A 23850-nucleotide genomic window follows, 5' to 3' on the forward strand; every position below is an offset into this window, starting at 1 on the left:
CGCCGCCAAAGCCGCCGCCGCCACCGGGACCACCCCGACGACGACCGCCGCCTTGTTTGGCCTTTGCCGGGGCTTTCGCGTCGGCATGGGCCCAAGAGGCCGCCGTGGCAATCGGGATCGACAGTTTCATCACTTTTTCAATCGCGCGGAAATCGCCAAGCTCGTCAGGCGCACAAAACGCAATCGCTTTGCCGGCGCGGCCCGCCCGCGCGGTCCGACCAATTCGGTGCACAAAATTCTCCGGCACGTTCGGCAACTCGTAGTTGTAGACGTGGCGCACTTCGGGGATGTCGATGCCACGCGCGGCCACATCGGTCGCGACCAGCACCTGGATCTTGCCGGTGCGTGCCTCTTTGAGGGTGCGCTCGCGTTGGCCCTGGGATTTGTTGCCGTGGATTGACCCGGCGACAAAGCCCGCGGCGGTCAGTTGTTTGCTCATCCGTTCCGCGCCATGTTTGGTACGCGAAAACACCAAGGCCAGTTCGTCTTTATGCTCGCCCAGAAGTTTTTTGAGCAGGTCAAGTTTTTCGGGTTGCGGGATAAAGTGAACCTCTTGGTCGATTTTATCGGCCACTTTACCCGCAGGCGAGACTTCGATGCGGATCGGGGAGGTGAGGTAGCTTTGGGCAATCTCGTTCATCTGTTTCGACATGGTGGCCGAAAACAGCATGGTCTGGCGTTCTTTGGCCAACATCGGCACTAGTTTGCGCAGCGCATGGATAAAGCCCATGTCGAGCATCTGGTCGGCCTCGTCGAGCACCAAGAAATTGGTCTCATTCAGGCGCACCGCTTTGCGGTCGATCAGGTCCATCAAACGACCGGGAGTGGCGATCAAAATGTCCGTGCCACGTTGCAAACGGTTGATTTGGGTGTTGATCGACACGCCACCGACAACACGGTTGAGCTTGAGGTGGGTGCCCTTCATGAAGGGGAACAGGCTGTCGGCGATTTGGTTCACCAACTCGCGGGTCGGTGCCAAAACCAGCGCGCGCACGGTGCGGTCCGCGGGTTTGTCGCCCGAACTCAGCGCCATGTCCAAAAGCGGCAGGCCAAAGGCCAATGTTTTGCCGGTGCCGGTTTGAGCCAAACCCATCACGTCGCGGCCATTCATCACTTCGGGGATGGCGCGGGATTGGATCGGGGTGGCCTCGGTCAGGCCCATTTCGGCCAAGGTCGTCAGAAGGCGCGGCTTGAGGCCGAGCGTGGAAAAATCAGTCATGTATATCCTTTGGGTGGGCGGCAACCCACACGCGAAACGCGCCCCAAAATGGGACGGCTTGAATGGTCGCGGAAAAGGTCTCCGGTGAGGGCCACATGCCCGCCCCGTCTTTCCGCCGGACCCCTGCGTGATTTGGGAACCTTGTGGGCGTGTTCCGCCCGTCACCGACCACCTGAGGCGTTTCACATGAACGCGGCTGCTCACGCGGCAGCATTGGGTGTCGATGGGCGACAGATGCGATAGTTTGGGGGATAAGTCAAGGTTTATCGCTGCGCTGCAAAACCGACCCCAAACGCCCCGCAAAAAAGCAGGGCGTTTGGGGATGTGTTCGTGCGTTTGGGGGGCTTACATATCCTGCAAGCTACAGACCTCGATCTCCCCTTCGGTGCGCGATTTGATCGCCATGGCGGCGGCGTGGGATGCGGCGGCTGTGGTGAAGTAGGGGATTTTGTCGTAGAGCGCGACTTTGCGGATTTCGCGCGAGTCATCAATAGCTTGTGTGCCCTCGGTCGTATTGAGGACCAAAGCGATCTCGCCGTTTTTCATCATGTCAACGATGTTTGGGCGGCCCTCGTAGACCTTGTTTACAACGGTCGAGGCCACGCCGTTTTCATGCAAAAACTTCGCTGTGCCGCGGGTGGCGATGATCTCGAAACCATGCTCGACCAAGGTCTGCGCGGCTTCCACCATCTTTGGTTTCTTGTCGTAGTTTTTCACCGACATGAACACTTTGCCCTCGCTTGGCAGGTCGGTGCCCGCACCCATTTGCGCCTTCAGGAAGGCGCGCGCGAAGGTCGCGTCAGTGCCCATGACTTCGCCGGTGGAGCGCATCTCTGGCCCCAAGATCGTATCGACACCGGGGAAGCGGGCGAAGGGCAAAACGGCTTCTTTCACCGCAAAACGCCCGGTTTTGCTTGGGTCAACCAAAGTGAAATCGCTTAGTTTCTCACCCGCCATAAGGCGCGCGGCGATCGAGGCGATCGGGCTGTTCACGGCCTTGGCGACAAACGGCACGGTGCGCGAGGCGCGCGGGTTGACCTCAATGAGGAAAATCTCATCGTCTTTGACCGCGAACTGAATGTTCATCAGGCCAACCACGTTGAGCGCCAGTGCCAGAGCTTTGGTCTGGACCTTCAGCTCTTCGATGATCTCGGGTTTGAGCGAGTAGGGCGGCAGCGAACAGGCGGAATCGCCGGAGTGAACGCCAGCTTCTTCGATGTGCTGCATGATGCCGGCGACATGCACCTCTGTGCCGTCGCACAGGGCGTCGACGTCGATCTCGGTGGCGCCCGACAGGTAGTGATCCAACAACACCGGGCTGTCGCCCGACACCACCACGGCGGAGGAGATATAGCGGTTCAACTGATCCATATCGCGCACGATTTCCATCGCGCGACCGCCCAAAACGTAAGACGGGCGAATGACCAGAGGGAAGCCAATATCCTCTGCAATCGCAAGGGCTTGCGCGTCGGTGGATGCGATCCCGTTATGCGGCTGTTTCAGGCCCAGACGGGTGACGAGGTCCTGGAACCGCTCGCGGTCCTCGGCCAGATCAATCGCGTCCGGCGAGGTGCCGAGGATCGGAATGCCCTCCGCCTCAAGCGCTTTCGCGAGTTTCAAAGGCGTCTGACCGCCGAACTGAACAATCACACCATGCAATGTGCCGTTGTCTTGCTCAACGCGCAGGATTTCCATCACATGCTCAAAGGTCAGCGGTTCAAAATACAACCGATCCGAAGTGTCGTAATCGGTCGACACGGTCTCGGGGTTGCAGTTGATCATGATCGTCTCATAGCCCTGCTCGGTGAGCGAATAACAGGCATGACAGCAGCAATAATCGAACTCGATGCCCTGGCCGATGCGGTTCGGACCGCCGCCCAGAATAACCACTTTCTTGCGATCAGAGGGGCGCGCTTCGCATTCGACTTCACCCATCATCGGGGATTCGTAGGTCGAATACATATAGGGGGTCTGAGCCTCGAATTCGGCGGCGCAGGTGTCAATGCGTTTGAACACGGCGTTGACGCCGAGATTGCGGCGGGCGCGGCGGACATTGGCCTCGTCGCGTCCGGTCAATGTCGCCAAACGCGCGTCGGTGAAACCCAACATCTTGAGTTTGCGCAGGCCCGCTTCGGTCACCGGAAGACCCTCTTTGCGCACACCAGCTTCGGCCTCAAGGATCTCGCGAATCCGGGCCAGGAACCATGGATCAAAGCTGTTGATCTCTTTGATTTCTTCATCGGTAAAGCCAAAGCGCATGGCTTGGGCGATCACGCGCAGACGGTCCGGCGTGGCGCGGGCCAGTTCGCGGGTGATGGTTTTGTCGATCATCTGTTGCGCTGTGGCATCCACGCCCAAGAAAATCCGCGACAGCGTGTCGTCTTCGCCATCCGCCTCAATGATTTGCGCAGGCGTCGGCATGTCCGGCAGGTCGATTTCGTCAAAGCCGGTGAGGCCCGTTTCCATCGAGGCCAGTGCTTTTTGCATTGATTCGTGGAAGGTCCGGCCAATCGCCATCACCTCGCCCACGGATTTCATTGCGGTGGTGAGTTCGGGCACAGCGCCGGGGAATTTTTCAAAGGCAAAGCGCGGGATTTTGGTGACGACATAGTCGATGGTCGGTTCAAACGAGGCGGGCGTGACTTTGGTGATGTCGTTGTCCAACTCGTCCAGTGTGTAGCCGACGGCCAGTTTTGCGGCGATTTTGGCAATCGGGAAACCCGTGGCTTTCGAGGCCAGCGCCGAGGAACGCGACACGCGCGGGTTCATTTCGATCACAACCATGCGGCCATCGACCGGGTTCACCGCCCATTGCACGTTGGACCCACCGGTTTCGACGCCTATCTCGCGCAGCACATTGATCGAATGGGTGCGCATCAGTTGGTATTCTTTGTCGGTCAGCGTCAGCGCCGGGGCCACGGTGACGGAATCGCCTGTGTGGACCCCCATCGGGTCGACGTTTTCAATCGAACAGACGATGATGGCGTTGTCGGCGGTGTCGCGCACCACCTCCATCTCATATTCCTTCCAACCCAAAAGCGACTCGTCCACGAGGATTTGCGCCATCGGCGAGGCTTCAAGGCCAGAGCGGCAGATCAATTCGTAATCGTCGCGGTTATAGGCCACGCCGCCGCCGGTGCCGCCCAAGGTGAAGGCGGGGCGGATGATCGCCGGAAGGCCAATGTCTTCGAGCGCGTCCATCGCCTCGGCCAGACCCGCCGCGATGTCATATTTGCCATTGTCTTTTTTCGGCGCGGCAATGATCGTGGCTTTCGGGTTCTCGATGCCAAGACGATCCATCGCTTCGCGGAACAATTTGCGATCTTCTGCCATTTCAATGGCTTCGCGTTTCGCACCAATGAGTTCGACGTTGAATTTGTCCAACACGCCCAGATCCGCCAGCGCCAGCGCGGTGTTCAAACCTGTCTGTCCGCCCATGGTGGGCAAAAGCGCATCAGGGCGCTCTTTTTCGATGATCTTGGCGACCACTTCGGGGGTGATCGGTTCGATATAGGTTGCATCCGCCATGTCCGGGTCGGTCATGATGGTCGCCGGGTTGGAGTTCACCAGAATGACCCGGTAGCCCTCTTCTTTGAGCGCCTTACACGCCTGCGCCCCGGAGTAATCAAATTCACAGGCCTGCCCGATGATGATCGGCCCCGCACCAATGATCATGATGGAGGAAATATCGGTTCTCTTCGGCATGGCGGACCCCGGATGTTTGAGCAGCTTTTGCGTACCCTCTAACAGGGTGCGCGCAAATTGTCGTGGGTTATAGCTATGGAGACCGTGGGTGCAAGGCTTTAGGTGGCGGATATTGCCGAAATTTCACCGTTGGCGGTTTTGCACCGTGGCATGACCGCAGCATGGATGAGCAATGCCACGAATAAAGCGAGGTAATACCCGGTTGCGGGCATGGGCGACCACATCACATCTTGGTTCAGGTCGCTGAGCCTGACGGTCAGTGCAACGGATGTCAAAAATCCCCCCGCGATGACCCAGAGCCAACTGGTGCGGGGCGTGAACACGGTGAACAATATGGGGGTCAGGGCGAGCGGTAGGACAAAATAATGCATCCAGGACAGCGGTCCAAACAAAGCGACCGCCAGCGACAACACCAGCGCGTCAAGACCTACGGTGGTGTGATGGCGCAAATGAATGATCACAATCCAGATGAGCGCACCGAGGACACACAGTTTCGGGAGGATTTGAATCCAAGCTGGCGCATCAAAAACCGCGCTCGTCCCCATGCGCGTGACATTGGGCGGGATGCTCAAAACCACACGGCGTAACTCATAGAGCACCATTTCCGGCGAAAGATTGGCTCTTGAGAGGATCGTGGCCGCATTGATGTCCTGAAGACGTTCAAGCATCGTCAGGTGCAGTGGCAGCCCGCCAAACATCAGGCTGATGGCCAAGAGACCCAGCCCCGTCACGGCCATTGCCGCAAGCGCGCGCCAATCGCGTCGGATCAGCAACAAAAGCCCAAAGGCGGCAGGTGCGATTTTGAGTGCTGCGGCAACTCCGATGAGCACGCCTGCGGTTTTGCTTTTGCCTCGGGTCAGGGCCAAGAGGCCGAGCATGGTGATAAAGGTGACTGTGATCTGTAACTGGTTTTGGGCAACGGCTGTGAGATTGGTCGTTGAAACAAACAACAGAAAAAAGCCGCAGAGCAGCCAGATCGGGGCTTTGAGCGTACGGGGACGTGCGATTCGATAACCGATCCAGGGCATCATCGCCAGCATGAAGGACTGGACCCCCATCATCACATCAAAAAACGTATGTATTGACAAAACGCGGGTGAGAGGCGCCAGAAGATAGGCCCAAATCGGCGGGTAGAGATAGGGCGGGGTTTGGTCGATCGGCAGACCGGCGTCGGCCATCAGGGATTGAATCCGTTCAGGGGTTCCAATCACCAACCCCGTTGGCACGGTGTCAAACATGATGTCCGGTGTGCCATTGGCGATGGCAAGTCCCGCCGCGTAGAAGGCGCTCAGATCGGTGGCAAAATATCCTTTCAAAAGCAGGGTGATGTAGCACATATGGGCAAAGGCACCGATCAAGGCCAAACCAAGCCAGTCGTTGCCGGTCAGAACCCTGCGCCAAAATTCAGTCATCTGCCTACCTCTTGAACGCGTCACCTAGTAACGAAAATTCAGTATAATATGTTTTGTTTTATAACGGGTGGTCGCGTTTGCTTAACCTTTTAGACATGCGCCCGACAAGGGGGCGGGGCTTTTCACGTGTGCCCGCCCTTGACTTTCCGGCCTCGGACGGGTGTATCGGCAGGAACCATCCGTATACCCAAAGGGCCAAAGTCAATGCATGTCTATCGCAGCCATACCTGCGCCGATTTGAACACATCCAATGTGGGCGACACTGTCCGCCTGTCTGGTTGGGTGCATCGCATCCGTGATCACGGTGGTATCCTCTTCGTCGATCTGCGCGATCACTATGGTGTCACTCAGGTGCTGTGCGATCCCGACAGCCCGGCGTTTTCCGCCATGGAAAAGGTCCGCTCGGAATGGTGTATCCGCATTGATGGCACCGTGAAGGCCCGCGATGAGAGCCTTGTAAATACCAAACTCCCCACCGGCGAGATTGAAGTGTTTGTCCGCGATATCGAAGTGCTGGGCGCATCGGCAGAATTGCCTTTGATGGTCTTTGGTGATCAGGAATACCCGGAAGAGACCCGCCTGAAATATCGCTACCTCGATCTGCGTCGTGAGGCGATGCAACAAAACATGATCCTGCGCTCCAACGTGGTCAAAGATCTGCGTCAGCGTATGTGGGGCAACGGGTTCAACGAATTCCAAACGCCGATCATCACCGCGTCCTCCCCCGAAGGCGCGCGCGACTTCCTCGTGCCGTCTCGCCTGCATCCGGGCAAATTCTATGCCCTGCCGCAAGCGCCGCAACAGTTCAAACAGCTGTTGATGGTGTCGGGCTTTGACAAATATTTCCAGATCGCGCCGTGTTTCCGCGACGAAGACCCGCGCGCCGACCGCTCGCCGACCGATTTCTATCAGCTCGATATGGAAATGTCCTTTGTCAGCCAACAGGATATTTTTGATGTCATGGAGCCGGTGATTGCCGGGATGTTCGACACATTCGGCAAAGGCCGTTTGTCGAACCGCGATTGGCCGCAAATCTCCTATCGCGATTCCGCACTATGGTACGGCACCGACAAGCCCGACCTGCGCAACCCGATCAAGATGCAGGACGTGTCCGAGCATTTCCGCGGTTCTGGCTTTGCCATTTTTGCTTCGCTTTTGGAGCAAGAGGGCAACGAAGTCCGCGCCATTCCGGCCCCGAAAGGCGGCTCGCGCAAATTCTGCGACCGGATGAACAAGTTCGCTCAACAAGAGGGCCTGCCGGGGATGGGGTATATCTTCTGGCGGGAAACCGACGGACAGATGGAAGCCGCCGGTCCCTTGGCCAAAAACATCGGCCCGGAACGCACCGAAGCGATCCGTCAACAGCTTGGTCTTGAGATCGGTGATGCGGCCTTTTTCTTGGGCGGTAAACCGAAATCTTTCCAACGTGTCGCTGGCAAAGCCCGCACCGTGATCTGGGAAGAGACGCCGAAAGCTCCCGAGGATGAAAATTGGCGCGATGCGTTCAAATTCGCCTGGATCGTCGATTTCCCGATCTACGAGCAGGATGAAGAAACCGGCAAGATCGACTTTGAACACAACCCGTTCTCCATGCCGCAAGGTGGGATGGACGCGCTTGAGGGTGACCCCCTTAAGGTGCTGGGTTGGCAGTATGACCTGGCCTGTAACGGCTATGAATTGGTGTCCGGCGCGATCCGCAACCACAAGCCGGAGATCATGTTCAAGGCGTTTGAACTGGCCGGTTACGGTAAGGATGAGGTCGAAAAACGCTTTGGCGGCATGGTCAACGCGTTCCAATACGGCGCGCCGCCGCACGGCGGTTGTGCCCTTGGGATTGATCGGGCCGTGATGATTTTGGCCGATGAGGACAACATCCGCGAAGTCATTCTCTTCCCGATGAACCAGCGCGCCGAAGACCTGATGATGGGCGCTCCGAACGAGCCGACCAATGAACAGCTGCGCGAGTTGAACATCCGGGTCATTCCACAAGAGTGAGGCGGCTCGGACAACGGCCCAATGGGCTGTTTCAGTGCTGAACAGGCGGGGCCGCGGCGCAGTCTCAGGGCTGTGAAATTTGAAACCGAGAAAAGGCGCGAGGGCATCCTTCGCGCCTTTTGCTTTTGGGATGTGAGGCGGCACCGCTTTTGGATGGGTATCGCCGTCACAGCCTCCAAAGCGCGTGGATCACACCACTTTGCGCGGTTCGATCCGGGCCTGAACCAGCCCGGCAATCCGCGCCAGATCAGAGCCATAGGGCAGCCCCTGTTCGCGGTGATCGGCCAAGCTATGCGCCGCCGTTTCCATTTCCGCATCGCCTGCCGTGCGTGCCACGCCCGACAGGAATTGTGCAATGTAATCCAACATATCTTCGCCACCATCGGTGGTCAGAAGATCGGCGATATGGACAAAGTCATCCTGCAACGCGATCTTGTCCGGCCAAATTTCTTCGTCAGTGATAACATGAAGCCCGGTGGGGCGCGTGCCCGTCGGCAAGCAAGAGAGAACCTTTTCCTGGAACGCGCCCAGCGAGGAAATCGGTTTTTCGATAAACCCATTGGCCCCGGCCGCCGAAGCCAGTGCCTCAGCACCACTGTCACCCGACATGCCCAGAATAACGTCAACGCCGGGGCGGGCGTGGCTCAATTCGTCAATCAATTCCGCGCCCGATCCGTCGGGCAGGCCAAGATCCACGATCACAACATTTGGGCGGTAGACCCGCAAATGTTTACGTGCGGACTGAAGGCTGTCGGCGCGGCGAATACGCGCGCCCGAGCGCAAACACAAAAGCCGCATCGCCTCAGAGGCAAACCGGCTGTCCTCGACAACAAGAACAGTCAGACCCAAAAGAGGGCGTTCGGGAGTTGGGCTTTGGGGCGCCAACAGGCTTTCAAGATCATCGGTCATTGGTCACAGCTCCATCCAGTGCGACTCAGAGTTAACCGCAAAACTGGTGAATGAGCGGTTAACCGAGAGACAAGCTGGACAATGGTTGCGCAAAACGTTGCCGCTTTGCCCTTGCGAGGCACCCCGCTGCGGGTGATAAGCTGGGGCCAAAGAGCTGCCTTTTGGAGGAAACATCATGATCGGACGCCTCAACCACGTCGCCATCGCCGTGCCTGACCTGGACGCCGCTGCGGCGCAATATGCCAACACGCTGGGCGCTAAGGTCAATCCGCCGCAAGACGAGCCGGATCATGGTGTGACCGTGGTGTTTATCGAATTGCCCAACACCAAGATCGAGCTGTTGTACCCGCTCGGTGAAAACTCCCCGATCAACGGGTTTTTGGAAAAGAACCCGGCGGGTGGCATTCATCACATTTGCTATGAGGTCGATGACATTTTGGCCGCGCGCGATAAGTTGAAAGAGGCGGGCGCACGGGTTTTGGGCACGGGCGAACCGAAAATCGGCGCGCATGGCAAGCCGGTGTTGTTTTTGCACCCGAAAGATTTCAACGGCTGTCTGGTCGAGTTGGAACAAGTCTAAGTCGGTTGAACCGAAAAGGAGCGCGTCATGGCGATCACCTCTGCAATCGTGCTTTATGCCGTGACATGGTTCATGACCATGTTCATCGCTTTGCCCATCGGGTTGAAAACCCAAGGGGACATGGGTGAAAAAGTGGCCGGAACCCATGACGGTGCCCCGGCCAATTACAATCCCAAACGCAAAGCGATCTGGGTGACGGTGTTTGCCACAGCGATCTGGATCGTCCTTGTCGGGTTGATCAGCTACAGCGGCATCACCTGGCACGATATGGACTGGACGGCAAATCTGCCGTCCGTGGCCGACAGCTAAGCCTAACGGATCTGTTTGCCCTCAAGCCGCATGAACATATGGGTGAATGTGGCGGCCCCCAGCACCGGGATCAACAGGTTGACCACGGGGATCGACAAAGGCACGGCCATCAAAGCGCCGGCCAGCCAAATCTCCGGCATATGGCGTTTGCGCGCCGCTTTTGCGCCCTCGCGGCCAAGGCGACGCATCGCAACCATTTGAAAATACTCCCGTCCCAACAGAAAGCCGTTTAAGGCCCAAAAGATCACCGGGGCGGCGATGTTGAGCAACAGGTACAGCACTAGTGCCACAAGGTTGGCCGCGACGATCACACCGAGGAAGCCCAAGCTGTCGATCACCAAATCAGAGATCGTTTGACGGGGCACGGGCGGCAGGCCGGGGAAATGCCGGTCTTCGACGGCCTCCGACACCTCTTCGAGGAAAATCCCGGTAAAGGCCGAGGCCACCGGCACCATCAAGAACATCGACAGCAGGATCATAAAGAAGAACGAGCCGATTGAGAGCGCATTGTCGATCCAATGCACCTCACCGATGAAGGGCAGGGAGAATGTGTCCGGCACAAACACCCCGATGACCCAGACAAAGGCCAGATAGATTGCAACCAAAAGCGCCACGGTCAGGCCCAATCCTTTGAGCAACACGGCCTGAAAGCGTTTGTCGCTCAGTTGCCCTAAGGCCTTGGAAAAATCGCCAAACATCACTGATCCACCCAGCTTACAACCTGATCCAACTCGGGGCGGGGGCGTTCGGGCGGGGCACAGGATTCTGTGCCGATGTGGATGAAGCCTGCGATGCTTTCGTGCGGTAAAAGGCCAAGACCGTTTTCCACGAAAGACCGATCATGCGAGGCCCAACCCGACAGCCAATTGGCCCCCCAACCCGCCGCCAAAGCCGCGTTTAAAAGCGACAGGCAGACAGCGCCTGCGGAATAAAGCTGTTCGATATGGGGGACTTTTTCGCTGTCTTTTGGCGAAAACACCACCGTCACGGCCAGATCGGCATCGGCAAATTGGTGGCGGGCTTTTTCGATCTTTTCCGGGTCGATCCCGAGGCTGTGCCCCAAAGGCGCGATCATCCCGGCCAGTCGCGTCAGCGCCGCTTTTTCCAACACAATCAGCCGCCAAGGCTCCAGTTTCCCATGATCCGGTGTGCGCAGGGCGGCCGTCAGGATCGGTTTGAGCGCGTATTTGTCCGGCACCGGTGCGACCAATGTTTTGGCCGGGCGAGAGCGACGGGTGAGCAAAAAATCGAGGGCGGCAGAATTGGGGTTGGGCATGTCTGGCCTTTTGGTTGCGCGTTTGATGTTTCATGTCGGAGGTTTTACAGTCAGATTCAACCGGGCAAATGCAATTAGGCCGATAAGCCGAGCAATTACAGACGAGTAAGATGGACAAAGAGGCGTTGAAACAGGCGATTGAGGCGGCGTTTGACGGCGATATGTTATCCGTGCGCGTCACGCCGAAAGCCTCACGCAATGTTGTGACGGTGGAGGACGGGCAAGTCCGGGTCTATGTCACAACCGTACCCGAAGGCGGCAAGGCGACGAAAGACGTGGTGAAACTCTTGGCCAAATCTTTGGGCATTGCCAAATCCACGCTCGAACTGGTGCGCGGCGAAACCTCGCGCGACAAGGTGTTTCGCCGGAGCTGATTTTGATGTCTAGTCTTTGACGGGCGTCAACCGATACGCCCCCTCGGGGAGGTCCAAAGCCGCACCCAGATCATGCAATTGCCGCATCGACAGGGTGATTTTCTGGACCCGATCCGTGCGTGGATCAAGCTGCTCGATCGTCACGCATTCGGAAAAGGCATTGATGATGACATCCTCTTGCAGGACGAATTCACCTTCGTCCATAAGGGTCACAACGGTGGCGTCGAAGTCGTGTTCAATGGTAAACATGTCCCGATGCTACTCTGCCCATGGCCGAATGCAAGTGCGCACATTTGTGTGACTGGCCAGGGGCGCAACATGCGCCTATTTCTAAGGCGCATATCTCTGTGATGTCATGTCTTTCGGGTGTGATGAAAAAGGACTGTCTTTAACGTGAAACACATGTTCGCAACTGTGATGATCGCGGGGCTATTGTCCGGCTGTGTCGACATGACCACGACACCGCCTGTGGACAGCCGCCCGCAATCCCAATCTATGTCCCCGCCTGTGTCGCGATCTGGCTCCGTCTCGGTCAGTGATTTTGCCGCGGTCGTCGCTCGGGTCGAACCCGTGGCCGAACGCGAATGTCGCGCCCGCACCGCTGGGGCGAATTGCGATTTCAAAATTGTGGTCGAAACCGATCCCAAAGCCCCTTCGAACGCGTGGCAATCTCTGGACGCAAACGGTCGGCCTGTCCTGACCTTTACCGTCGCTTTGATCGCGGATGTGCAAAACACCGACGAATTGGCCTTTGTGATGGGGCATGAGGCCTCGCATCACATCGCGGGTCACTTGGCACGCACGGAGCAGACGGCCATCACGGGCGCGCTTTTGGGCGGCGTGTTGATTGCGGCGATTGGGGGGGATGCCTCGACGATTGAGACCGCGCAAAACATCGGTGCCACGGTGGGCGCGCGGAGCTATTCGAAATCCTATGAGTTGGAGGCCGATCAATTGGGCACGGTGATCGCCTATCGTGCCGGATATAACCCGGTGCGCGGAGCTGAATATTTTACCCGCATTCCCGATCCGGGCGATCGCTTCCTTGGCTCGCACCCGCCGAACACGCAACGGATCGAAACCGTGCGCCGGACCATGGCGACGCTGTAGGTCCGTGCCGAAGGGCGCACAATCCAAACACATTGCATGACCCACGATGTAACGTCGTGGAAAGGACGCTTGGCCACCAATGGAGATCATTGAGGACATCAGCAATCTCGACAGGACGGATTTTATCTCATGCGAGTTTCGTGCGCAGCGTTTTGATGGGATGGACCTGTCACAGTTTCGATTTGAGGGATGCGTTTTCGAAGATTGCAGCTTTAGAAGCGCACTCATGGAAGAGTGCACATTCTTGACGTGCAGAGCGATCAAAGCTGATTTCAGTTACGCGCGCCTGTCGGATGCGCATTTTCAGGCCTGCAACCTGTCTCTTGCAAACTGGACGGGAGCGGATGTGTCCAGCGCCAAGTTTCACGATTGTAAGCTCACAGGCGCAGACTTTAAGGATACGCGTGCACTTGGAATAGACTTCAACGGCTCCCTTCTATCGAGTGCATTTTTGCGCGAAATGAATTTTCGAAAATGTCACTTGGATGGCATCGATTTTACCGAGGCTGATCTGGCCGGGTGTGATTTTCGTGATGCGACCTTTGACAATTGCCGCCTGCAAAATGCGCATCTTGCGACCGCGCGCTTTGAAGGTGCAGACCTGCGGGCAGCGGACCTTGGCGTTCTGACCTTCTCGACGGCGACTTGCTTTAAAGGCGCGATCATTTCGAAAAACCAAGCAACAGAGTTGTTGCACGGGTTGGGTGTGCTGGTTCTTTGAGCGGCGGGGATGTCTTCAGACACTCAAAGCCGACCCCATGACCGTTGGTTTCTGGAATCTGCGCCAACCATATTGCCCTGTGCGACCCAAAACCGCGACAGGTTCGATCCTCACATGCCGACCATGGCCTGAGGGTTGAGATTCGAATTGGACACGTGTTCAGATCGTGCCCACAACAGTTTCAAAAATCGGCAATGAGCGCCTTAATTTTATGCATGTTTGCGGCAATCCCGGCGATAGCGGCCCTCAGCCCCCGTTTTTGACACGGATCAAAGAGTCTGTGCGCCGCCTCGTGGTTGGTTTGCTGCGGATATTTAACGCATCTCAACCGTGGATCGGAGGCCGCTATGACCAAATTTGGACACTATGACACGCATGCTCTTTTGGTGGATCGGATGGCGGAAACGTTAGGCGTGGATTTGACCGAGATCGCGCAGCGTGGCGAAGGACCGACAGAGGTCGAAGGCCATAACCGCGTTTATCGCTGCCTGAGCTGCACCTGCCCCGATCTCTGCGTCAAATTTCTCGACGCCCATGCAGAGATGGAAACGACCGCACGACAGGCTCCGGGCTATTGCCGCAATAAAGCCGATCTTGAACGCCTCGCGGTACGGTAACCCAAGCCCTATGGAGGACGAATGATGTCACAGACAGCCCCCTTTCAACTGACATACCCACGTCCGGGCAACGCCTGCCTGATGCATGGGATGGCCGAGCGCCTTGGTGCCGATGTCGAACGTGCGGCGGCCTCGGGCGACATTTCACTGCAAGAACTGTCTGATATGGTGAGCCGATGCGGTGATTGCACTCAACATGACGCGTGTATCATTTGGCTTTTGGACCATCAGGGGCCGCAAGTTTTACCGCCCGAGTACTGCCTGAACACGCAAGAACTCCACTATGTGCGTGCGGTTCAGGGCCAGATCAGCGCGAATTGACCGGGTCTTTCGACGCAGCAAAAAGGGGCCAGATCGGCCCCTTTCGCATGATTGATGGTGACAACATCAATCGCGTGCTGCGGCGCCGCGGGCTTGGCCGCCAAAGCCCGACCCATCAACCGCCAGCGCCGAAAACGCGGTCATCTGCGCGCGGACATTGCTGCCCGCCACATCCGCGATGGTGGAGGTGGGGGAGACGCCGCTATAGCCTGCATCGGTCAAGCGCGTGACCAAAATCTCACCTGTGGTGTCAAAGATCGGCCCCAGCGTGGTCAGGCTTTCATCCGAAAACGCCGAGAACGCGGCAAAGTTTGGCGGCCCGCCTGCGCCTTCGGTCTCGCCCACGCCTACAAAGGCGTAGCCGGTGACTGCCACGCTGGCCAAAATCAAAACCAAGGCAATCGGGCGTTTGAAATAGAGTTTAAACGGTCGCCAGTTCAGCACCACATGAAAGACCACCACGGCCATCATCGCCAATCCGATGATCTCATGTAGCCAGCGTCCCAAATCGGTGACGATATGGAAATACCAAAACGTGCCGGTGATCCCGACGATCAAAAATGTACCGATGGTCAGCGGTGTGGCGAATTTACGGAGGGTGGACATGGTCTTTCCTTTACGGTGCTTTCACATTTTACGCGACAGGCGTGCCAATCCGTCGCGAAGCCCCGCCATAATATCATGAATTTTCACGCTGTCGTTGATATGACCCCGGCTTGGCGGGGTCGGATTGCTGTGGTGCCCGGCGCGCGGGGGATTTATACCGGGCCTATGCAGATTTTCGATGGCATCATCTCGGATCGCGGCTCCAAATACGCCGTCTCAGGCGCGCCCTGTGCCAACGCGGAGGCCGCAAAGGTCCTGATCAAGACCCTCTGCAAGCAAAAGAAATTCGCCAAGGCCACCCACAACACATGGGGACTTTTGCTCGCGGATGGCACGCCCGTCAAAAACGATGACGGCGAAAGCGGCGCGGGAATGGTGATCCTGCGGATGTTGGAACGTGAAGGCCTGACCGATCACCTCATCGTCGTCACCCGTTGGTATGGCGGCAAACATTTGGGCGGCGATCGGTTTCGCCATGTCCAGGATGCGGTGCGCTATTATTTGGACCGGCTTTGAGAGTGTCTTAGTGCTTTTCGACCTCTTCGACAGGCCCGCCGTGCAATTTCCACGCCGTAAACCCGCCGCCGACATGCGCCACCGGCTCCAACCCCATCTCGACACAGGTTTTCGTCGCCAAGGCAGACCGCCACGCCGAGGCGCAGTAAAACACGTATTTCTTGCCCTCGGCAAAAATCGGTTTGTGGTAGGGGCTTTCGGGGTCAATCCAGAATTCCAACATGCCCCGCGGACAATGAAACGCGCCGGGAATGCGACCCTCGCGCTCCAACTCGCGGCGGTCTCTGAGATCGACAAACACGATGGAGTCGTCTTTGACGAGCTTGATCGCCTCTTCTGTCGGGATCGTCTCAATCATCGCCAGCGCCGCGCCGAGCAGGTCTTTGTAGTTTTTGAGCATGGGGGTCCTCCGTTTGGGGAGACTTCAACCGATCAGAGGGAGTGAGGTCAAGGTGTCGTGGTCGCTCCCAGTTCGCACCAAGCGATGACGCAGTCATCGCTCAGCGCCTGCCCCGCCCCACAGGGCGGGCGCTGACACGCCCACCCTCGGGTCAGGCGCTTGGCGACAATATGCCATGATCTGCGAGTATGCCACAAACCGATGTAAGCCATGCATGTTCATCTGGCGACATCATTTCTTCATTCGAGAAGGGGCGGAGTTCCGCAGCGTCTAGGCAAATTCCAAGCAGCGCTACAATGTGGAGACCCATCAGGCGCTTTTCTAAATTTTCATTCAGTTTGTGATCTACTCCAGATCCAAGTGCATCTGTAAAGTCCAACAAGATTTTCGATTTCGAATAGTGTGCAATTTCGCTTAATCGACCGTAATCAGCGCCCAAGTGTCGTAGTGCCTTTACGCGAGGAGTGTAGCCTTCTTTCTGCTTCTCTTGACGCAACCCTCTGCATGCTTCAACAGCTTCTATTTCTTGTCGAATTAAGGAGGCTGCTTGAGCGTAACTAGCTGTCGCAATGGCCGCTTTGATTAGGTGAATGCCCTGAATTGTAGCTGCGTGGATGGCAAAGCGGTGAGCTTTTTCGGTAGCTTTGTTAAGGGGGAATTCTCGGTCGTCTCTTGAGTGAACCGATGCGATGCATGCGAATAAAGCGGTATGAGCCGAATTGAGAAGTTTGTTGCGCGCTTCAAAGCCCTTTGCGATTTCTGCTCTTTGTTCTTCGAGAGCATTCTCAAATGCAGTCGCAAAACCGAGAAAGGAAGGGTTTAGGTCTACTTTATCATTTTCGCCCACAAATCATACTCCCCGGCCTCATCCACCTCCACAGTCACCAAATCCCCAACACTCAGCCCCTCAGTCCTCGCGTCAATAAACAGGTTGCCGTCAATCTCCGGCGCGTCGGCCTTGGTGCGGCAGGTGGCGATGCCGTCTTCGTCGATGTCGTCCACGATGACCTGCATCCGCTGCCCGACTTTGGCCGTCAATTTGGCCTCGGAAATCGCTTGGGCGCGTTCCATGAACCGGTCCCAGCGCTCTTGTTTGACCTCGGGGGCCACATGATCGGGCAGGGCGTTCGAGCGCGCCCCCGCGACGTTTTCGTATTGAAAACATCCGACCCGGTCCAATTGCGCCTCGTCCAACCAATCCAGCAGATATTCAAACTCCGCCTCGGTCTCGCCGGGGTAGCCGACGATGAACGTCGAGCGCAGGGTGATGTCCGGGCACATGCCGCGCCAGGCGGCGATTTCGTCCAGAACCTTGGCCGAGGCCGCAGGCCGCGCCATGCGTTTCAAAACATCCGGGTGGCCGTGTTGGAACGGGATGTCGAGGTAGGGCAGCACCGCGTTGCCCGCATCCGCCATCAAAGGGATCAACTCGCGCACATGCGGGTAGGGGTAGACGTAATGTAGCCGGACCCAAAGCTCATCGGCGGAGGCCAATTGGCCCAACTCGCGCGCCAGATCGGTGATGTGGCTGCGCACCTCGCGGTCTTTCCACGGATGGGTCGAATAGCGACGATCCAAGCCATAGGCAGAAGTGTCTTGCGAGATCACCAAGAGTTCTTTGACACCTGCCTCGACCAGTTTTTCCGCCTCGCGCAACACCGCATGAACCGGACGCGAGGCCAATTTGCCGCGCATGTCCGGGATGATGCAGAATTTGCAGGCGTGGTTGCAGCCTTCGGAAATTTTCAGATAGCTGAAATGACGCGGGGTCAGGCTGACACCAGAGGCGGGCAGAAGGTCGATGAACGGATCGGGGGAGGGCGGCACGGCGCCGTGGACGGCATCCAAAACCTGCTCATATTGATGCGGACCGGTGACCGCCAAAACTTTCGGGTGGACCCCGGTGATGTAGTCGGGCTCAGCCCCCAAACAGCCGGTGACGATGACCTTGCCGTTTTCCTGCAAGGCCTCGCCGATGGCCTCCAAACTCTCGCTTTCGCCGAATCCAGGAACCCGCAAGTGTTCACGATGACCGCATCGGCCCCGGCATAATCGGCGCTGATTTGATAGCCTTCGGCGCGCAGGCGCGTCAGGATGCGTTCGCTGTCGACCAAGGCTTTGGGGCAGCCCAAAGAGACCATCCCAATCGTGGGCTGGCCATTGCGGTCCTCGGGGCGAGCGACAGTGTCAAACTGCGCTTTGGGCGCAAGATCGGGGCGGAGGTTGGGCGGGTTCTGACTCATCCTCGCGATATACTCCGAACGGGATGATCGGAAAAGCCCTGTTGCGTTGCGGCGTGCCTTGCGCTGCTACGCGGCGGAAAATTTTGTCGCATGGTTATAAATATTCGCATAAGTTTATGGAGATCACGGCACTGTGATCCCATAAATAATATGCACAGCGTCGCGGGATGTTCGCGTGACGCGAATTCGGGCGCGATCACGCCGCAAGGAGGAGTGCGGTCGCATCCCCGAAAACAATGGAGGGAAAGAATGTTCGTCAAAGATCAAACCCGTTTTGCGGGACCCGTCGTGCTGTGCCTGATGGCTGGCGCTTTGCCCCAAACCGCCAGCGCGACCGAAGGTTATTTTGCGCTGGGCTATGGCCCCGCCCAACGCGGTGTTGGGGGCGCCGGGGTGGCCTATTCTCAAGACGCCATGTCCGGCGCGATCAACCCGGCGAGTGTCGCCAATGTGGGCCGGGAAATGAGCCTTGGCCTTCAGGCATTTTCGCCAAGCCGTGGATTTACGGGTGACAGCACGGGCTTTGTCCCCTCCGGCACCATCGACAGCGGCAAATCGTTTTTCCCCGTCCCCAACGCCGCCTATAACCTGCCGTTGTCGAACGGCGCGGTGGTCAACTTTGCCGCCTATGGCAATGGCGGAATGAACACAAGCTATGATGCTGTGCCCAATGCCAATTGTGGCGGCGGTACGGGGGTGTTTTGCGGCGGGGCTTCGGGGGTGGATCTGACTCAGCTTTTTGTCTCGGTCACCTATGCGCAAAAACTCGGGCGGCTGTCTTATGGCATCGCACCGACTTTGGCAGTGCAGGCGTTTGAGGCCAAAGGGCTGGCGGCGTTTTCCGGCATTTCCGTCGATCCAACCGCGCTCACCGACAATGGCTATGATTATTCCACCGGCCTCGGCCTGCGCGTTGGTCTGCAATATGAGCTGAGTGATCAACTGACCCTCGGTCTTTCGGCGCAAACGAAATTCAATATGTCCGAGTTTGATAAATACGCCGGGCTGTTTGAGGGCGGGGGCGATTTTGACATCCCGCCCTCGGTCACCATTGGTCTGGCGTATCAACCGACCTCTGATCTGGCCTTGCTGCTGGATTACCAGAAAATCTTTTACTCCGATGCGCCCGCCGTGGCCAATCCCATGTCCTCAGGCGCGCTTGGTGCCGATGGCGGCGCGGGTTTTGGTTGGGAGGATGTCGAGGTGATCCGTTTGGGAGCGGAATGGAAGGCCTCGCCGGATATGACATGGCGTGTGGGCTATGCCCATGCGGCGAACCCGGTGGGCGCGGATGATGTGACCTTTGGCATCCTGGCTCCCGGTGTGGTCGAAGATCATTTTACGGTTGGCGGATCGCGTCAGATAAATGCACGCGACCGGATTGATTTTTCGCTCTCTTATGTACCGGAAAACACCGTCTCCGGCCCGGAAATGACCCCATTGGGACCAACGGGCGGCACGGTTGATTTGAACATGAGCCAAATCTCCGCTTCGATCGGCTGGACTCGCACCTTCTGATTTTTGCCACACCCCGAGAGAAGGGCGTCCGTTGGGGCGCCCTTTTTGCTGCGTCATGGGGCTGCGTTATGCAGGCTCCACTCGCGCGTCCCCGCACAAATTCTGTGCGGCCAAATCGGGTGCCTTGATGCGCCGCTTGGCGTAGAGTGGACCAAACGTTCCCTCCCCAACGTAAGGTTTCACAATGCTGGCCAACACCGACACTCGCTACGGGCTGATCGCCCGTCTGTTTCACTGGGTCATCGCGCTTTTGATCCTGACCGATCTGGCGCTGGGCCTGATCGGCGAAAATACTCCGCGCACGGCGGACACGGCCGAGTTCCTTAAAACTCTCTATTCCGTACATAAAACCATCGGCGTCAGTGTTCTGTTTCTCGCCGTGTTGCGCATCCTTTGGGCGCTGACCCAGCCGCGCCCGGTGCCGGTGCATCCTGCGCGCCGGGCTGAGACGCTTTTGGCCGAGGTCATCCATTGGGCGCTTTATGGTGCGATCATCGTCATGCCGCTGTCCGGTTGGGTGCTGCATTCGGCGGAAAGTGGCTTTGCGCCGATCCTTTGGCCCTTTGGCCAAAACCTGCCTTTCGTCGTTAAATCCGAAACCCTTGCCCAGACGGCGGGCGCGGTGCATGGGCTGTCGGCTTTGGTGATCTACCTGACCGTTGGTCTGCACATCGCGGGGGCGCTCAAACATGCGGTGTTCGAACGCGATGGTGTTTTGGCGCGGATGCTCCAGGGGCGCGATGCCGGAACGCCGGGTCAAAGGGCCACCACGCCCCATGCCGTGCCGCCGCTGGTTGCGATCGTGCTTTGGGCTGGGGTGATTGGCTTTGCGGTCTTTGGGCCGAAGCCGCCGATGCCGGAAGCCGAAGCCGCACAAATGCCGACCAGCGCGCCCGTCGCAACCGCCGCAGTTCCCACCTCTGACCTGCCCGCTTGGACCGTACAAGAGGGCAGTCTGGGGATCACCGTCATGCAAATGGGGGCGGGTGTCGAGGGCCGCTTTGCCACTTGGTCCGCCGCCATTGCCTATGACCCGGGCGCGGGCACGGGGGAGGTGTCGGTGACCATCGACACGACCTCGCTCACTCTTGGGTCGGTCACCGCACAGGCGCAGGGGCCGGAGTTTTTCAACACCGCGACCTATGCCTCCGCCACCTTTGCCGGTCCGATCACCCGCACGGGGGCTGGGCCAGACCATCAGGTGGCGGGCATGCTGACCTTGGTCGGGCAAACAGTGCCTGTGACGCTCGATTTCACCCTGGATCTTGCAGGGGATACGGCGACGATGGCAGGACAAGCCACCTTGGATCGCCGTGATTTCGGCATGGGCGCGGGGTATGCGGACGAATCAACCGTGGGCTATTCTGTCACCGTGGATGTCAGTCTGACCGCGACCCGTGCGCCTGAGCGGGGCGTTTCGGCGCAATAGAAAAGGCCGCTGGAGTGATCCAGCGGCCTTCTTTATGTCTGTGGCGTCGGGAGGGGGCTTATTCAGCCTGCATCGCCTCGATGGAAATTTCGATCTGAACCTCGTCAGAGATATAGGGCGTGTACATGCCCATGTCGAAGTCGGAGCGCAGCACGGAGGTCTCGGCGTCAAAGCAACCCAAGGTTTGCCGGCCATCGGGTGATCGCCCATCTGGGTCATTTCCGCATCCAAAACCACCGATTTGGTGATGCCGTTGATGGTCAGATCGCCGGTGATTTTGCCTTCGGTTTCGCCGGTCACTTCGATGCCGGTGGAGGTGAAGGAAATCGTCGGGTTGGCCTCTGCGCCAAAGAAATCGTCGGTCAGGAAGTGCGCAGTGCGTTCGGCCCAACCGGTGTAAAGGCTGTCGGTCGGGAAGGCGACGGTGACAGAGGAGGCGGCGGCGTCTGCGGCGTCAAACATGATTTCGCCGTCAAAGCCCGAAAACACGCCGGTGGTGGTCGAAAAGCCCAAGTGCTCATAGGTGAACACGATTTGGCTGTGCGAGGCGTCGAGCACGTATTTCACCGGCTCTGCGGAAGCCGCAGCGCCAAGGCCAAGGATCAGGGCGGAGGACAACAGGATAGATTTCATACGAAACTCTCTTTGATAAGGGGTTGTTTGTGTTGCGATGCAACAAATCTAAGCGCCCGTGGAGTTTACACAATTCCACAGGGTCAAACAGAATTTGTGCACAGACGAACGATCATCGGCGGGTATTTGCGGATAGCTGTGCAAATACCAACCAACTGCCCGCTGAATTTAGGATTTAAGCCGCCATCCGGTTTTGAAAATCCACCCGATCACCGCAAGGCAGAGTGCCAAAAACACCGTGATCGCCGCCAAGGAGAGGGTCACAGGCACATCTGCGACGTCAAAAAACGCCCAGCGGAAGCCTGAGATCAGGTACAGAACCGGATTGAATTTCACCACGACCTGCCAAATCCCCGGCAACATCGCGGCGGAATAAAACGCGCCGCCGAGGAAGACCAAAGGCGTGACCACCAACATTGGCACGATGTTGAGCTGTTCAAAACTTTTCGCCCAGATGCCCAAGATAAAGCCCAAAAGCGAGAAACTCAGCGCCGTCAGAATCAAAAACACCATGGCCCAGATTGGATGGACGATGTGGAGATCGACAAAGACAAAGGAAGTGGCGATGATCAGCACCGCCACGAACAGGCTCTTGGTCGCTGCCGCGCCGACAAAACCCATGACGATTTCGAAAAATGACACGGGGGCAGAGAAAAGTTCAAAGATCGTGCCGGTGAATTTCGGGAAATAAATGCCGAAAGAGGCGTTGGCAATGGATTGTTGTAGCACCGACAACATCACCAGGCCGGGGACGATAAAAGCGCCATAAGCGATGCCTTCGACCGTGTCGATCCGCCCGCCGATGGCCGCGCCAAAGACCACGAAATAGAGCACGGTGGACAGAACCGGGCTGAGAATGGATTGATAGATGGTGCGGAAAAACCGCGTCATTTCAAAGCGGTAAATTGCACCAATCGCGCGCCAGTTCATGCCTTTTCCTCCACCAGATCAAGGAACACATCCTCAAGGCTGCTTTTTGTGCTGTCGAGATCGCGCACATGAATGCCCTCGGCGGCCAGATCGGTGATCAACCGGGTGATCCCGGTGCGCGCCTCGCGGGTGTCATAGGCATAGGACAGCTGTTTTCCGTCTTCGGAGCGGCTCAGATCATAATCGGCGAGGCTTTCGGGCAGAGTTGCGAGCGGTGCGCCCAAATCCAGTGTCAAAACCTTGCGGCCAAAGCTTTGCATCAACTGGGTTTTGTCCTCGACCAAAAGAATCGACCCTTTGTTGATCACCGCCACGCGGTCGGCCATTTCTTCGGCCTCTTCGATATAATGCGTAGTCAAAATCACTGTCACGCCAGTGTTGCGCAGATCGCCGACCACTTTCCACATGTCGCGGCGCAGATTGACGTCAACGCCTGCCGTCGGTTCGTCCAAAAACAACACTTCGGGATTGTGACTGAGCGCCTTGGCGATCATCACCCGGCGTTTCATCCCGCCAGACAACTCTTTGCATTGATTGTCTTTTTTATCCCAAAGCGACAGGGATTTGAGCACATTTTCGATATGGGCATCGTCGCGGGGCAGGCCAAACAACCCGCGTGTAAACCGCACCGAATTCCACACCGTCTCAAACAGATCGAGCGCCAGTTCTTGCGGCACCAATCCGATCAAACGGCGGGCGCGACGCGGCTCTTTGGCCACGTCAAACCCGCCGACCAAGGCCTGTCCCGAAGAGATCGTGACCAGCCCACAGACCGCGCCGATCAGCGTGGTTTTGCCCGCGCCATTGGGGCCGAGCAGGGCAATGATTTCGCCTTTTTCAATGTCTAAAGACACGCCTTTGAGCGCTTCAAAGCCGTTGTCATAGGATTTCTTCAGATCGCGAATGGAGATGATGGCTGCCATGTCGGTCCTCTTTATTGGGGTGCTCTCTAAATAGGGGGTGTTTTCAGTGAAGCAAGCGCGCAGAGTGGCAGGGTGCGGTGGTCTAAAATGCACAGCCATGATCG

The 23850-nt window shown here is 57.6% G+C and carries 23 protein-coding genes and 2 pseudogenes; 11 read left to right on the forward strand and 14 right to left on the reverse strand.

Annotated elements, in window-relative coordinates; all coding sequences use genetic code 11:
* The 3 genes from C8029_RS16080 to C8029_RS16090 form a co-directional block, all read right to left on the reverse strand.
* Window positions 1-1219, reverse strand: a 1219-nt coding sequence (locus tag C8029_RS16080) for a DEAD/DEAH box helicase (RefSeq protein WP_152003290.1), incomplete at its 3' end; no start/stop codon positions are given.
* A gap of 345 nt (window positions 1220-1564) precedes the next feature.
* On the reverse strand, window positions 1565-4924 hold the full coding sequence (carB, locus tag C8029_RS16085) for a carbamoyl-phosphate synthase large subunit (RefSeq protein WP_152003291.1): 3360 nt from the start codon (window positions 4922-4924) through the stop codon (window positions 1565-1567).
* Window positions 4925-5022: 98 nt separating this feature from the next.
* Window positions 5023-6336 (reverse strand): glycosyltransferase family 87 protein, encoded by a 1314-nt coding sequence (locus tag C8029_RS16090; protein WP_009573013.1) that lies wholly within the window; start codon window positions 6334-6336, stop codon window positions 5023-5025.
* A gap of 204 nt (window positions 6337-6540) precedes the next feature.
* On the opposite strand from C8029_RS16090, the gene aspS reads away from it, so the two are divergent.
* Window positions 6541-8331: an aspartate--tRNA ligase gene (gene aspS, locus C8029_RS16095; RefSeq protein ID WP_009573014.1), complete on the forward strand. Its 1791-nt coding sequence runs from the start codon at window positions 6541-6543 to the stop codon at window positions 8329-8331.
* 189 nt (window positions 8332-8520) lie between these two features.
* Here aspS and C8029_RS16100 read toward each other — a convergent pair whose 3' ends face one another.
* A complete protein-coding gene (locus C8029_RS16100; protein WP_009573015.1) occupies window positions 8521-9240 on the reverse strand; it encodes a response regulator in 720 nt (239 codons plus the stop codon).
* A 175-nt stretch (window positions 9241-9415) separates the two neighbouring features.
* On the opposite strand from C8029_RS16100, the gene mce reads away from it, so the two are divergent.
* Both mce and C8029_RS16110 read left to right on the forward strand, forming a co-directional pair.
* A complete protein-coding gene (mce, locus tag C8029_RS16105; RefSeq protein WP_009573016.1) occupies window positions 9416-9820 on the forward strand; it encodes a methylmalonyl-CoA epimerase in 405 nt (134 codons plus the stop codon).
* A 27-nt stretch (window positions 9821-9847) separates the two neighbouring features.
* Window positions 9848-10129 (forward strand): DUF1467 family protein, encoded by a 282-nt coding sequence (locus C8029_RS16110; RefSeq protein WP_009573017.1) that lies wholly within the window; start codon window positions 9848-9850, stop codon window positions 10127-10129.
* Window positions 10130-10131: 2 nt separating this feature from the next.
* On the opposite strand, the gene C8029_RS16115 is transcribed toward C8029_RS16110, so the two are convergent.
* Both C8029_RS16115 and C8029_RS16120 read right to left on the reverse strand, forming a co-directional pair.
* Window positions 10132-10827 (reverse strand): EI24 domain-containing protein, encoded by a 696-nt coding sequence (locus C8029_RS16115; protein WP_009573018.1) that lies wholly within the window; start codon window positions 10825-10827, stop codon window positions 10132-10134.
* Window positions 10827-11405, reverse strand: coding sequence for a nitroreductase family protein (locus C8029_RS16120; protein ID WP_009573019.1), 579 nt, complete (start codon window positions 11403-11405; stop codon window positions 10827-10829). The genes C8029_RS16115 and C8029_RS16120 overlap by 1 nt, the downstream gene beginning before the upstream one ends.
* Window positions 11406-11515: 110 nt before the next feature.
* On the opposite strand from C8029_RS16120, the gene C8029_RS16125 reads away from it, so the two are divergent.
* Complete coding sequence (locus tag C8029_RS16125) at window positions 11516-11779, forward strand: DUF167 domain-containing protein (RefSeq protein WP_009573020.1); 264 nt, start codon at window positions 11516-11518, stop codon at window positions 11777-11779.
* Window positions 11780-11788: 9 nt separating this feature from the next.
* On the opposite strand, the gene C8029_RS16130 is transcribed toward C8029_RS16125, so the two are convergent.
* Window positions 11789-12028, reverse strand: a complete 240-nt coding sequence (locus tag C8029_RS16130) for a DUF8831 family protein (RefSeq protein ID WP_009573021.1) — start codon at window positions 12026-12028, stop codon at window positions 11789-11791.
* 153 nt (window positions 12029-12181) lie between these two features.
* Here C8029_RS16130 and C8029_RS16135 point away from each other — a divergent pair, with 153 nt between their 5' ends.
* From C8029_RS16135 to C8029_RS16150, 4 genes are all read left to right on the forward strand, one after another.
* Window positions 12182-12889: a M48 family metalloprotease gene (locus C8029_RS16135; protein ID WP_009573022.1), complete on the forward strand. Its 708-nt coding sequence runs from the start codon at window positions 12182-12184 to the stop codon at window positions 12887-12889.
* Window positions 12890-12968: 79 nt separating this feature from the next.
* On the forward strand, window positions 12969-13610 hold the full coding sequence (locus tag C8029_RS16140; RefSeq protein WP_009573023.1) for a pentapeptide repeat-containing protein: 642 nt from the start codon (window positions 12969-12971) through the stop codon (window positions 13608-13610).
* A gap of 347 nt (window positions 13611-13957) precedes the next feature.
* A complete protein-coding gene (locus tag C8029_RS16145) occupies window positions 13958-14227 on the forward strand; it encodes a DUF6455 family protein (RefSeq protein WP_009573024.1) in 270 nt (89 codons plus the stop codon).
* Window positions 14228-14248: 21 nt separating this feature from the next.
* Entirely contained in the window at window positions 14249-14548 is a 300-nt protein-coding gene (locus C8029_RS16150; RefSeq protein WP_009573025.1) for a DUF6455 family protein, read from the forward strand.
* Window positions 14549-14614: 66 nt separating this feature from the next.
* Here the strand turns inward: C8029_RS16150 and C8029_RS16155 are convergent, their stop codons facing one another.
* Window positions 14615-15154: a DUF4405 domain-containing protein gene (locus tag C8029_RS16155; protein WP_009573026.1), complete on the reverse strand. Its 540-nt coding sequence runs from the start codon at window positions 15152-15154 to the stop codon at window positions 14615-14617.
* Between the two features lie 165 nt (window positions 15155-15319).
* Here C8029_RS16155 and C8029_RS16160 point away from each other — a divergent pair, with 165 nt between their 5' ends.
* Window positions 15320-15670: a YigZ family protein gene (locus C8029_RS16160; RefSeq protein ID WP_040402715.1), complete on the forward strand. Its 351-nt coding sequence runs from the start codon at window positions 15320-15322 to the stop codon at window positions 15668-15670.
* Window positions 15671-15677: 7 nt separating this feature from the next.
* On the opposite strand, the gene C8029_RS16165 is transcribed toward C8029_RS16160, so the two are convergent.
* The 3 genes and pseudogenes from C8029_RS16165 to rimO form a co-directional block, all read right to left on the reverse strand.
* Window positions 15678-16070 (reverse strand): rhodanese-like domain-containing protein, encoded by a 393-nt coding sequence (locus C8029_RS16165; protein ID WP_152003292.1) that lies wholly within the window; start codon window positions 16068-16070, stop codon window positions 15678-15680.
* A 151-nt stretch (window positions 16071-16221) separates the two neighbouring features.
* Window positions 16222-16917: a hypothetical protein gene (locus C8029_RS16170; protein WP_152003293.1), complete on the reverse strand. Its 696-nt coding sequence runs from the start codon at window positions 16915-16917 to the stop codon at window positions 16222-16224.
* A pseudogene (gene rimO, locus C8029_RS16175) lies at window positions 16896-18313 on the reverse strand (30S ribosomal protein S12 methylthiotransferase RimO). The gene C8029_RS16170 and the pseudogene rimO overlap by 22 nt, the downstream one beginning before the upstream one ends.
* Window positions 18314-18562: 249 nt before the next feature.
* Here rimO and C8029_RS16180 point away from each other — a divergent pair.
* Window positions 18563-19831, forward strand: a complete 1269-nt coding sequence (locus C8029_RS16180) for an OmpP1/FadL family transporter (protein WP_152003294.1) — start codon at window positions 18563-18565, stop codon at window positions 19829-19831.
* A 184-nt stretch (window positions 19832-20015) separates the two neighbouring features.
* Window positions 20016-21260 (forward strand): cytochrome b/b6 domain-containing protein, encoded by a 1245-nt coding sequence (locus tag C8029_RS16185; RefSeq protein WP_152003295.1) that lies wholly within the window; start codon window positions 20016-20018, stop codon window positions 21258-21260.
* A 58-nt stretch (window positions 21261-21318) separates the two neighbouring features.
* Here C8029_RS16185 and C8029_RS16190 read toward each other — a convergent pair.
* From C8029_RS16190 to C8029_RS16200, 3 genes and pseudogenes are all read right to left on the reverse strand, one after another.
* Window positions 21319-21893: pseudogene (locus C8029_RS16190) on the reverse strand (YceI family protein).
* A gap of 168 nt (window positions 21894-22061) precedes the next feature.
* Window positions 22062-22823, reverse strand: a complete 762-nt coding sequence (locus tag C8029_RS16195) for an ABC transporter permease (protein ID WP_009573034.1) — start codon at window positions 22821-22823, stop codon at window positions 22062-22064.
* Window positions 22820-23746, reverse strand: a complete 927-nt coding sequence (locus C8029_RS16200; protein ID WP_009573035.1) for an ABC transporter ATP-binding protein — start codon at window positions 23744-23746, stop codon at window positions 22820-22822. The genes C8029_RS16195 and C8029_RS16200 overlap by 4 nt, the downstream gene beginning before the upstream one ends.
* Between the last annotated feature and the right edge of the window lie 104 nt (window positions 23747-23850).

Source organism: Roseobacter sp. TSBP12, from assembly GCF_009129705.1.
Classification (GTDB): Bacteria; Pseudomonadota; Alphaproteobacteria; order Rhodobacterales; family Rhodobacteraceae; genus Celeribacter; species Celeribacter baekdonensis_A.